This window comes from Marinomonas sp. IMCC 4694 (assembly GCF_008122525.1).
In the GTDB taxonomy this organism is placed as follows: Bacteria; Pseudomonadota; Gammaproteobacteria; order Pseudomonadales; family Marinomonadaceae; genus Marinomonas.
Genome location: NZ_VSRV01000001.1, coordinates 3335000 through 3347082, shown reverse-complemented (window position 1 = coordinate 3347082; position 12083 = coordinate 3335000). Strand labels below are relative to the sequence as shown.

General features: G+C 47.9%; 6 protein-coding genes and 3 rRNA genes. 7 read left to right on the top strand and 2 right to left on the bottom strand.

Features of this window, described 5'->3' with window-relative positions; translation table 11 throughout:
- Positions 1-188 precede the first annotated feature (188 nt).
- The 7 genes from FXV75_RS15405 (at position 189) to rrf (ending at position 9740) form a co-directional block, all read left to right on the top strand.
- Positions 189-1301 carry an extracellular solute-binding protein gene (locus FXV75_RS15405; RefSeq protein ID WP_148834801.1) on the top strand — a complete coding sequence of 371 codons (1113 nt, stop codon included), beginning with the start codon at positions 189-191 and terminating at the stop codon, positions 1299-1301.
- A gap of 82 nt (positions 1302-1383) precedes the next feature.
- Positions 1384-2466 (top strand): ABC transporter ATP-binding protein, encoded by a 1083-nt coding sequence (locus FXV75_RS15400; RefSeq protein ID WP_148834799.1) that lies wholly within the window; start codon positions 1384-1386, stop codon positions 2464-2466.
- The gene (locus FXV75_RS15395; RefSeq protein ID WP_148834797.1) at positions 2459-3346 is read left to right on the top strand and encodes an ABC transporter permease; all 888 of its coding nucleotides are present in this window, start codon (positions 2459-2461) and stop codon (positions 3344-3346) included. Before FXV75_RS15400 ends, FXV75_RS15395 begins: the two co-directional genes overlap by 8 nt.
- Positions 3343-4143, top strand: coding sequence for an ABC transporter permease (locus tag FXV75_RS15390; RefSeq protein WP_148834795.1), 801 nt, complete (start codon positions 3343-3345; stop codon positions 4141-4143). Before FXV75_RS15395 ends, FXV75_RS15390 begins: the two co-directional genes overlap by 4 nt.
- 472 nt (positions 4144-4615) lie before the next feature.
- Positions 4616-6157, top strand: a 16S ribosomal RNA gene (locus FXV75_RS15385).
- 374 nt (positions 6158-6531) lie between these two features.
- Positions 6532-9442 (top strand): 23S ribosomal RNA (locus FXV75_RS15380).
- Positions 9443-9625: 183 nt separating this feature from the next.
- A 5S ribosomal RNA gene (gene rrf, locus FXV75_RS15375) occupies positions 9626-9740 on the top strand.
- The 16S, 23S and 5S rRNA genes sit together here, the layout of an rRNA operon.
- A gap of 160 nt (positions 9741-9900) precedes the next feature.
- Here rrf and FXV75_RS15370 read toward each other — a convergent pair.
- Both FXV75_RS15370 and nusB read right to left on the bottom strand, forming a co-directional pair.
- Entirely contained in the window at positions 9901-11169 is a 1269-nt protein-coding gene (locus FXV75_RS15370; RefSeq protein ID WP_148834793.1) for an MFS transporter, read from the bottom strand.
- 215 nt (positions 11170-11384) lie between these two features.
- Complete coding sequence (gene nusB / locus FXV75_RS15365) at positions 11385-11891, bottom strand: transcription antitermination factor NusB (protein ID WP_148834791.1); 507 nt, start codon at positions 11889-11891, stop codon at positions 11385-11387.
- Between the last annotated feature and the right edge of the window lie 192 nt (positions 11892-12083).

Genomic DNA, 12083 nt, shown 5'->3' with positions numbered 1-12083 from the left:
CTGTTTACGTCTTTCATTGCATTAATCCTGACTATTTGGAAAAAAAGCTTTCATGGTCACTTTTTCGTCACTATTTTGTATTAAAGTAAAAACGTTATTAAACGTGCGTTTAATTACTTTGTGCTCTGGGCGTCGTCACGCCTTTCCATGACATTGTCAGACTGATATCAATCTGTAGGAGTTTAAGAATGACTATTTCTCGTCGCCAATTTGTGAAAGGCGCTTCTGTCGCGGGGGCGGTCGCCGCGACCCCATTTGCTATGAATAGCGCCATTGCGGCAAACAAAGAACTGCGTATATACGCGTGGGCGGGCTACATTACCGATGAAATGCTGGCCGACTTTAAAGCCAAAACCGGTATCAATGCCACGTTTACGCCGTACGGTACGAACGATGAATTGATGAATTCCTTGCGTGCCACTGACGGCACGGGCTTTGACATCATTATGCCAACGGTTGACCGTGTACCGGGCTATGTGGACTACGAATTAGTGCAACCGCTGGATGTGAAACGCATTAATTGGAATGGGTGTTTAGACAGTGCGGTAGCGGGATCCGAAGTGGGTGGCGTGGTCAACGGTAAACGGTATTTTGCGCCCTCTGATTGGGGAACAGAGGCGATTGCGTACCATACCGATTACGCCAAAGTAGACCCTAAAAACATAAGTTATGGCGATTTATGGTTGCCTGAAAACGCAGGCGGCGTGACGGTTCGTGGTCATTCAGCGCTCGTGGGCATCGGTTTGTGGCTAGAAAAAGCCGGCAAGTTACCTTTCCCATTACTGGATTCCTACAAAAACGAAAAAGCCATGCGGGCAAATTTCGAAGTGATCTTAAAAGTCGCGGCAGAGCATAAGAGCGCCATTGCGCAATTCTGGTCGACTGAAAACGAAGCACAGGGCGCGTTCAGAACCAATGGCGCGATTATTGGCCAAACGTGGGACAGCACGGCATTTAGACTTAAATCGGAAGGCGAGCTTATCGCTTATGGCGCACCAAAAGAAGGGGCGCTGGCGTGGATGGAAGGCTTTGTTATCCCGAAAAATGCCAACAATGTGGATTCAGTATATGAATTCATTAATTGGTATTACACGCCAGAGTCTGGCGCCATGTTCGTAAAAGCAACCGGTTACAACTCAACCGCCAAAGGCGCCGATGCTTTGTTGCCAGCCGAAACCAAGCAGTTCTTTCAAGATTCTTACCGCGAACAAGATTTGGCGAATCTGTGGTGGTGGCCAATTCAAGAACCTTGGTACGTGGCACTGCGTAACGAATATCAAGATCGCTATTTGTCAGCGTAACGAAAAAAGCCCCTTGCGATTTTTTTGTTGCTAGGGGCTTTTTTGTATCACATTCTTTTATCAAATAATAAGCGAGAGAAGCATGGACAGCAGTGTTCACCTAGATAACATTATCATGCAGTTTGGTGACTTCACCGCCATACAAAAAACCGATCTAAAAATAGAATCGGGTGAGTTTTTTAGTTTCTTAGGGCCCTCTGGTTGCGGTAAAACCACGATTTTAAACATGATCAGCGGTTTTTTAGACCCAACAAAAGGCGATATTAAAATTGGTGGGCAAAGCATGCACGCTGTGCCGGCGAATAAACGTCCTACCTCGATGATTTTTCAAAACCTCGCCCTGTTTCCATTAATGACCGTCGCCGAAAACATTGAATTTGGCCTCGAAGTACGCGGTGTTTCGAAAAGTGAGCGAAAAAAAGCCTCTGACCGATTATTGGAACTGGTTGCATTACAAGGCAGTGCTGACAAAAAGATATCGGAATTATCGGGTGGGCAAAAGCAGCGTATCGCCATTGCGCGGGCGTTGGCGGTTGAGCCGCAGGTTTTGTTATTAGATGAGCCTCTGTCAGCGCTGGATCTTAAACTGCGTCAGCATATGCGCACCGAGTTAAAAGAGATTCAACGTAAAACCGGCATTACTTTTATCTATATTACCCACGATCAAGGGGAAGCCTTGACCATGTCGGATCGCGTCGCCGTGATGTCAGCGGGTAAAATCCAACAAGTAGCTGATCCTATTACCTTATACCGTGATCCCCATACGGCGTTTGTGGCGTCTTTTGTAGGTGAAAACAACGGTATACGGGGTAAGGTCACAGAAACAAATGACACACTGACCACTTTGGATTGTGGTCCATTGGGAGCATTAAAAGGTCGAACTCAAGGGCGATTGCAGTTGGGTGATGAAGCGACTGTGTTCATTCGTCCAGAACATTTTCGTTTGCAGGCTGAAAACGGCATGCACACCTTGCAGGCGATCATTGAGGAAGTGAACTTTGAAGGCGCGTATTTGACCCTAAACGCCAACACTTCGACCGATCAGACTCTGTCGATTCAGTTAGGAACACACCAGTTCTCTGAAGCGTTGAAAAAGGGCGCTGCGGTAAGTTTGTCTTATAAAGAAGAAGATGCCATTGTCATTGCGGGAGACGATCATGTTTAGTCAACTTAAAGCGCGCTTCGGCAGTGGCTTAGCGGTTGGCATTGTCGGCATGATTGCGATTTGGCTGGTGGGCATGGTGATTTTACCGCAGCTTCTGATGGTCGATTATTCGTTTCGCCCCAACTTATTACCAGCCGACATAGGTGGGCCAAAAGACACTTACTCGCTGACCAACTACGAAACCCTGTTTAATAACCAAATACATCTGAAAATCTTCTTCAAAACCATCTGGTCGAGCGTCCTAGTTACTACGATTACCTTGTTAGTCAGTTACCCCATTGCTTTTTATTTGGCAAAAGTAGCGACGCCTCAAAAAGCGGCGCTGTGCTTGTTGTTGCTGGTTATTCCTTTTTGGATCAATGAAATACTGCGCACCTTTTCTTGGTACATCATTTTAGCCTACAAGGGGCCGTTGAATGCATTGTTGCTTGGGCTGGGGATTATTGATCGTCCGGTGCGTTTTTTATCGGGTGACGGTGGGGTGCTGATCGGTATGGTGTACGCCTACATTTTGTTTATGATTTTTCCCATTTACAACGCCATCGAAAGTTTAGACACCAACCAAATCAAAGCCGCTCGTAACTTAGGCGCGGGTTGGATTCGCACTCATTGGCGAGTGATCATCCCTCACGCTAAACCCGGTATCGCCACAGGGTGTGTGATGACTTTTATGTTGGCCGCAGGCAGTTACGCGGTGCCGGCCTTGTTGGGCTCACCGGGCAGTCGTTGGTTTACCCAAATCATTTATAACTGGTTTTTTGAAGGGGGCGATTGGAACCAAGGTGCAGCGTACGCTTTTATTTTGTTATTAATGTGTATTGGTTTTATCGCGTTGGTCATGCGCGTCTTTAAAGTAGGTTTGGGAGACATTGCCAAATGAAATCTGACACCATCATGCGTTGGGGTGTGCGCTTTTATATAGGCGTTTTCTTTTTGTACCTGTTTACACCGCTGATTATTATGGGATTGGCGACTTTTAATGATAGCCGATTTCCAACCGTATCCCCTTGGAAAGGCGCCACGTTAAAATGGTTTGCTGCCTTGGCGGAAGATGGCGCTATGTGGACGGCGTTGTGGACGAGTATCGTTGTTGCAGCAGGCGTGCTTGTTGTTGCCGTACCGATTGGTATTTGTTGTGCGCTGTTTCTATCGACCGTACAAGGGAAGGGCAAAACCTTTATTTATTCTTTGATGATGTCACCCCTGTTAACGCCTGGGGTGATCGTTGGGATTTCGACATTGATTTTCTGGAAAGGTTTATCGGTGAGCGGCGGTGTGTTTTTAACGGTAGTAGCGCAAACCACCTTTATTGCGGCGTACGTCATGTTGATGGTATTGGCTCGGTTGCAGCGTTTTGACAGAACGCTTGAAAATGCCGCATTGAGTTTAGGGGCAACCCAGTGGCAAGCTTTTCGCCGTATTTTATTGCCGTATTTGAAGCCGGCGATTATTTCCGCAGCAGCGATCGCGTTTCTTCAGTCGTTTGAAAATTACAATACGACTTTATTTGTGAAAGGGTACGACACTACCTTGACTGTTTATATCGCTTCTAAAGTGCGCACGGGATTAACGCCAGCGGTTAATGCACTCGGTTTGGTGATGATCTCAATGACTATTTTGTTGGCGGTAGTCTATGAATGGAAGCGACGCCGAGAAGCTAAGCAGAGCATACAATAGTGAAAGAGCCGACACTGATAAGTCTGTTTTGTGTGCAAACGATGGGTGTATTTATCTATATTGATCGATAAATAAGCGCTTTTAAGAAAAAAGCCAGTAGATTTCGATTAAATCGTCATTTATTGGTTTTTTTGTTTAAAAAGGGTTGCACAGAAAATTCTGGAATGTATTATACGCACCCACTGACACGGAGAACGACGCAAGCAAAGGTTTGAAACTTACTAAGGTAAGTAAGTTTAACGACACGTCAGCACGCTCTTTAAAATAGATAATCAGATAATTTGTGTGGGCGCTCGCTGGAGGCTTCAGAAGATTGACATGGTTGCTTAGTTTACTAAGTGGTTGTGAGCGATCAAAAAAATTGAAGTCTTACGAGAGTCTACAAGCAATCGCTTTATGTTGGTTTGTTGTCTTAGGATGATGGACTGATTAAGTTAAATTGTTAGTGTAAAGATTTGAGTGAGCAAACTTTTAACTGAAGAGTTTGATCATGGCTCAGATTGAACGCTGGCGGCAGGCTTAACACATGCAAGTCGAGCGGAAACGAAGGTAGCTTGCTACCAGGCGTCGAGCGGCGGACGGGTGAGTAACGCGTAGGAATCTGCCTAGTAGAGGGGGACAACATGTGGAAACGCATGCTAATACCGCATACGCCCTGAGGGGGAAAGGAGGGGATCACTTGTGACCTTCCGCTATTAGATGAGCCTGCGTGAGATTAGCTAGTTGGTAGGGTAAAGGCCTACCAAGGCGACGATCTCTAACTGGTCTGAGAGGATGACCAGTCACACTGGGACTGAGACACGGCCCAGACTCCTACGGGAGGCAGCAGTGGGGAATATTGGACAATGGGCGCAAGCCTGATCCAGCCATGCCGCGTGTGTGAAGAAGGCCTTAGGGTTGTAAAGCACTTTCAGGGGTGAGGAAGGGTGAGTCGCTAATATCGACTTATCTTGACGTTAGCCCCAGAAGAAGCACCGGCTAACTCTGTGCCAGCAGCCGCGGTAATACAGAGGGTGCAAGCGTTAATCGGAATTACTGGGCGTAAAGCGCGCGTAGGTGGTTTGTTAAGTCTGATGTGAAATCCCAGGGCTCAACCTTGGAATGGCACCGGATACTGGCTAGCTAGAGTATGGTAGAGGGGTGTGGAATTTCCTGTGTAGCGGTGAAATGCGTAGATATAGGAAGGAACATCAGTGGCGAAGGCGACACCCTGGACTAATACTGACACTGAGGTGCGAAAGCGTGGGGAGCAAACAGGATTAGATACCCTGGTAGTCCACGCCGTAAACGATGTCTACTAGCCGTTGGGTTGTAATGACTTAGTGGCGCAGCTAACGCAATAAGTAGACCGCCTGGGGAGTACGGCCGCAAGGTTAAAACTCAAATGAATTGACGGGGGCCCGCACAAGCGGTGGAGCATGTGGTTTAATTCGACGCAACGCGAAGAACCTTACCTACTCTTGACATCCACAGAAGCCGAAAGAGATTTTGGTGTGCCTTCGGGAACTGTGAGACAGGTGCTGCATGGCTGTCGTCAGCTCGTGTTGTGAAATGTTGGGTTAAGTCCCGTAACGAGCGCAACCCTTATCCTTATTTGCCAGCACTTCGGGTGGGAACTTTAAGGAGACTGCCGGTGACAAACCGGAGGAAGGTGGGGACGACGTCAAGTCATCATGGCCCTTACGAGTAGGGCTACACACGTGCTACAATGGCGTATACAGAGGGCGGCGAGCTAGCGATAGTGAGCGAATCCCAGAAAGTACGTCGTAGTCCGGATTGGAGTCTGCAACTCGACTCCATGAAGTCGGAATCGCTAGTAATCGTGGATCAGAATGCCACGGTGAATACGTTCCCGGGCCTTGTACACACCGCCCGTCACACCATGGGAGTTGATTGCTCCAGAAGTAGCTAGCTTAACCCTTCGGGGATGGCGGTTACCACGGAGTGGTCAATGACTGGGGTGAAGTCGTAACAAGGTAGCCCTAGGGGAACCTGGGGCTGGATCACCTCCTTAAACGATAGAAACCTCTGGTGAGCGTTCACACAAATTATCTGATGATACTCTTGATGAATGGTCTTATTCATCAGCCTGTATGATATCTATTTAAAGATTAGGATAGAGTCCTAAGCAAGACACTACGTCATCTTACGCCTTCGGTGTTGGGTGATTTTTAGTCTCTGACTTAGTGCTTTGCACTAAACTTGCTCTTTAACAATTCGAATTTTGAAATAACGATAAATCAAGCGTTAAACCGGTGGAAGCTCACTTTAACCTAGTGACTTCTATTATCGTAAATCCAGAGGGGTACAAAAGCCCTTTGGTATGTGATTCTAAAATACATAAGAACAAACCTTGTTTGATTTTATGAAAACTATTTTGGGTTATATGGTCAAGTGACCAAGCGTGCACGGTGGATGCCTTGGCAGTCAGAGGCGATGAAGGACGTGGTAATCTGCGAAAAGCTTGGGGGAGTCGATAAACAGACTGTGATCCCAAGATGTCCGAATGGGGAAACCCACTCTACTTGTAGAGTATCCCACAGTGAATACATAGCTGTGTGGAGGCGAACCCGGGGAACTGAAACATCTAAGTACCCGGAGGAAAAGAAATCAACCGAGATTCCCTAAGTAGCGGCGAGCGAAAGGGGATTAGCCCTTAAGTGGTTTTGGTGTTAGTAGAAGGCTCTGGAAAGAGTCGCCGTAGAGGGTGATAGCCCCGTATACGAAAACACCTTAATCATGAAAACGAGTAGGACGGGACACGTGTTATCCTGTCTGAATATGGGGGGACCATCCTCCAAGGCTAAATACTCCTGACTGACCGATAGTGAACCAGTACCGTGAGGGAAAGGCGAAAAGAACCCCTGTGAGGGGAGTGAAATAGATCCTGAAACCGTGTACGTACAAGCAGTGGGAGCGGACTTGTTCCGTGACTGCGTACCTTTTGTATAATGGGTCAACGACTTATTTTCAGTAGCAAGGTTAAGCATGTAGTGGAGCCGTAGGGAAACCGAGTCTTAATAGGGCGTTTAGTTGCTGGGAATAGACCCGAAACCGGGCGATCTATCCATGAGCAGGTTGAAGGTTGGGTAACACTAACTGGAGGACCGAACCCACATCCGTTGAAAAGGCTGGGGATGACTTGTGGATAGGAGTGAAAGGCTAATCAAGCTCGGAGATAGCTGGTTCTCCTCGAAAGCTATTTAGGTAGCGCCTCGTATCTCACCATTGGGGGTAGAGCACTGTTTGGGCTAGGGGGTCATCCCGACTTACCAACCCCATGCAAACTCCGAATACCAATGAGTGCAATTACGGGAGACACACAGCGGGTGCTAACGTCCGTTGTGGAAAGGGAAACAACCCAGACCGTCAGCTAAGGTCCCAAAGTTACAGTTAAGTGGGAAACGATGTGGGAAGGCTTAGACAGCTAGGAGGTTGGCTTAGAAGCAGCCATCCTTTAAAGAAAGCGTAATAGCTCACTAGTCGAGTCGGCCTGCGCGGAAGATATAACGGGGCTAAAACTGTACACCGAAGCTACGGATGCTTAATTGCTGTTTACAGTAATGGGCATGGTAGAGGAGCGTTCTGTAAGCCGTTGAAGGTCAAGCTGTAAGGCAGGCTGGAGGTATCAGAAGTGCGAATGTTGACATGAGTAACGATAAGGGGAGTGAAAAACTCCCCCGCCGGAAGACCAAGGTTTCCTGTCCCATGTTAATCAGGGCAGGGTGAGTCGGCCCCTAAGGCGAGGCAGAAATGCGTAGTCGATGGGAAACAGGTTAATATTCCTGTACTCGTGCATATTGCGATGGAGAGACGGAGAAGGCTAGGCCAGCACAGCGATGGTTGTCTGTGTTTAAGGCGGTAGGTTGGGTGCTTAGGCAAATCCGGGCACCCCCCTTTAGTGGGAAGACCGAGAACTGACGACGAGCCCTCTTTTGGGTGAAGTGGTTGATGCCATGCTTCCAGGAAAAACTTCTAAGCTTCAGATATGCAGGAACCGTACCCCAAACCGACACAGGTGGTCAGGTAGAGAATACCAAGGCGCTTGAGAGAACTCGGGTGAAGGAACTAGGCAAAATGGTACCGTAACTTCGGGAGAAGGTACGCCGGTTAGTGTGAAGGACTTGCTCCGTAAGCATTGATCGGTCGAAGATACCAGGTGGCTGCGACTGTTTATTAAAAACACAGCACTCTGCAAACACGAAAGTGGACGTATAGGGTGTGACGCCTGCCCGGTGCTTGAAGGTTAATTGATGGGGTTAGCGCAAGCGAAGCTCTTGATCGAAGCCCAAGTAAACGGCGGCCGTAACTATAACGGTCCTAAGGTAGCGAAATTCCTTGTCGGGTAAGTTCCGACCTGCACGAATGGCGTAACGATGGCCACACTGTCTCCACCCGAGACTCAGTGAAATTGAAATCGCAGTGAAGATGCTGTGTATCCGCGGCTAGACGGAAAGACCCCGTGAACCTTTACTATAGCTTCACAGTGAACTTTGAACCTACTTGTGTAGGATAGGTGGGAGGCTTTGAAGCGGTGACGCCAGTTACCGTGGAGCCACTCTTGAAATACCACCCTGGTATGTTTGAGGTTCTAACTCAGGTCCCTTATCGGGATCGAGGACACTGTGTGGTGGGTAGTTTGACTGGGGCGGTCTCCTCCCAAAGAGTAACGGAGGAGCACGAAGGTGTGCTCAGCATGGTCGGAAATCATGCATAGAGTGTAAAGGCAAAAGCACGCTTAACTGCGAGACAGACACGTCGAGCAGGTACGAAAGTAGGTCTTAGTGATCCGGTGGTTCTGTATGGAAGGGCCATCGCTCAACGGATAAAAGGTACTCCGGGGATAACAGGCTGATACCGCCCAAGAGTTCACATCGACGGCGGTGTTTGGCACCTCGATGTCGGCTCATCACATCCTGGGGCTGAAGCCGGTCCCAAGGGTATGGCTGTTCGCCATTTAAAGTGGTACGCGAGCTGGGTTTAGAACGTCGTGAGACAGTTCGGTCCCTATCTGCCGTGGACGTTTGAGATTTGAGAGGAGCTGCTCCTAGTACGAGAGGACCGGAGTGGACGAACCTCTGGTGTTCCGGTTGTCACGCCAGTGGCATTGCCGGGTAGCTATGTTCGGACGGGATAACCGCTGAAAGCATCTAAGCGGGAAGCCTCCCTTAAGATAAGATCTCACTGGGACATAAGTCCCCTAAAGAGCCGTTCGAGACTAGGACGTTGATAGGTTGGGTGTGTAAGTGCTGTGAGGCATTGAGCTAACCAATACTAATTGCTCGTGAGGCTTGACCATATAACACCAAAGTGGTTTTTAGATGAGAAGAGAAAAAAAACTCAAATCATCAGAATGAGACACATAGAATTGCGATAAAGCATCAACCATGATGAACATCGGTTTAACCTTGATTACGTTATTTCAAAACAAGAATTGTTGAAGATCAAGCATCCTATTCGCGTGAAAACGCAAACAGAATTGCTTGACGATCATAGAGGCGTTGAACCACCTGATCCCATCCCGAACTCAGAAGTGAAAAGCGCCATCGCCGATGGTAGTGTGGGAGATCCCATGTGAGAGTAGGTCGTCGTCAAGCTTTAAACACTAAGAAGCCCTGATAGCTAACGCTGTCAGGGTTTTTTTATGCCTGAAATAACTTAATAATCTATGCAGCTTACATGCCTCTTGCTCTGCCCGTGACTGGCGCCTGTCTCGTCCCTCGACGCGTCGGCGTCACTGGCAGAGCAAGACGCTTATTACTGTGTATTTTGGCTGTCGTGCTCGGTCTCTGCTTGTTCAACAGCCCATTCGCCAGCGGCTTCAACGGCAATGGGGGAGGCGGTAGGTAGGACGCCGAGGTAACTTTCGGATTCTTCTATTGAAACCGTTGAATAGTTCTGTGTCATGCAATAAAGAGCATAAAGCGCGATGGCGGAAAAGGTGATGCAGAGCATGAGCCAAAATGCAGATGGTCCAAAGTGTTGCATTGCCCAGCCAGTAGTCAAAGGTCCTATAATAGCTCCTAATCCGAAGGTGAAGACTAAGCCTCCAGAGGCGGCTGGCATGTCGTTAGGATCGAGGGAGTCGTTTGTGTACGCCAAGAATAAGGCATAAAGTGGCGTGGTGACGCCACCCGCAAAAAAAGCCGCTGCCATTAATGTCCATAGCTGGTTGCTAGGCAGGATGCCCGTTAGACAAGATAAGCCACCTGCGCAGGATGCAAAGAGTATGAGTTTGCGTCTGTCCATTCTATCAGACAGCCAGCCGATAGGGTATTGCATCAGCAATGCGCCGATGAAAAGCATGGCAATAAATAGGGCAATGTTGTTTTTTGACATACCTATCTGGCTGCCAAATACCGCTCCCATACCCGATTGAGTGGCGTATACGCTGCCTAGTAGAAAAATACCGACTGTGCCTAAAGGCGCGCTGTTAAATAGTTGTCGTAATGGCATGGGTTGAGCCACTACAACTGCCGGGACAGAAGCGACAGATAAGAGAATAGGGGCGAAGGATATAGAGACAAGAATGGATGCGCAAATAAACAACACAGAGGTTTGTGCGTCGCCGAGTGTTAGTAGGCCTTGTGCACCGATAATGCCCAGTGTTTGGGCTATCATGTAAGCAGAAAGAATCTTCCCCCGCGTTTCATTAGTGGCGGCATCGTTTAGCCAGCTTTCTGCGGCGACGTAAATGCCAGACATGCAAAAGCCGACTAAGAGCCTTAATACAGTCCACAGCCAAGACTCAGTTAACAGTGGGAAAGCAATCAGCCCCGCTGACATGAAACTGCCCAGCGCGGCAAAAACGCGGACATGCCCAACTCGACGAATAAGAAAGGGCGTAAAACGCGCACCTAAGAGAAACCCGACAAAATAGCCAGATGTGACGATCGCGAGTTCTGTAGACGAAAACCCTTCAATGCCGCCACGTAAGCCAATCAAGGTAAAGTGCATGCCATTTCCCAGCATAATAAGGACAATGCCCAGTAATAACGGCCAGACCTTGTATAATATTTGGGTCATCACATATCCTTATTTTTACGCGTTTATAAAAAACCAATGTAGCGTCCTATAGAAAGGGTTGTGACGCTGACACCGTCAGTCTTTTGCCTGTTAACGTCGTGTTATTCAGATGGTTAGTTGAAAACTAATGGACATAAAAAAGCCCCGAGTGCGCGAGCATTCGAGGCTTTCATTGTTGATGTATCGCTTACAGGTCAGCGATGAGTTTTGCTTTGTTAGCTATTACGGCGAGCCGCGATTTCTTCGCGACGTACTCGTTGTGCTAGTTTGTCTAGAATGCCGTTGACGTATTTGTGGCTTTCGGTTGCGCCAAAGCCTTTTGCAAGTTCTACGCTTTCGTTGATGGCAACACGGTAAGGTACGTCTAAACGTTGCGACAATTCGAATGAGCCGATGCGCATGATGGCTAATTCAATAGGGTCTAATTCGCTTAATGGACGATCTAAAAGTTCTTCAAATAGGTTGTCTAGTTTCTTTGCGCTGGCCGTAACGCCTTGCAATAACTCGCGAAAATACAGTTTATCGCAAGCATTCATTTCCTGCTCTTCATTCATTACGAACTGTGTTTCTATCTCACTAATCGCGGACTGGTTCATCTGCCACTGATAGACTGCTTGTAATGCCAAACGACGAGAAGCGCTGCGCATTTGCGAACGAGAAGGCTTCTTTTCCTTGCGTTTCGGTGCTGGATTTTGGTCGTTTGTTGTTTCCATTTCGCTCATTTTTTGCCTCAATTATCCAGACGACGCTGCCATTTGGGCAGGCGTTTTGTCTGTTTAGAAGTCGCTTTGATAGTTTTTACGTTCATTCCGGTCAAAGCAACAGGTATAGGGTAGATCTTGGTTGACGATTATAGCAATTTTTATTCGCCGTTTCTCAACAAAGTCAGTTTTATCTTACTATGCAAAGCGTAT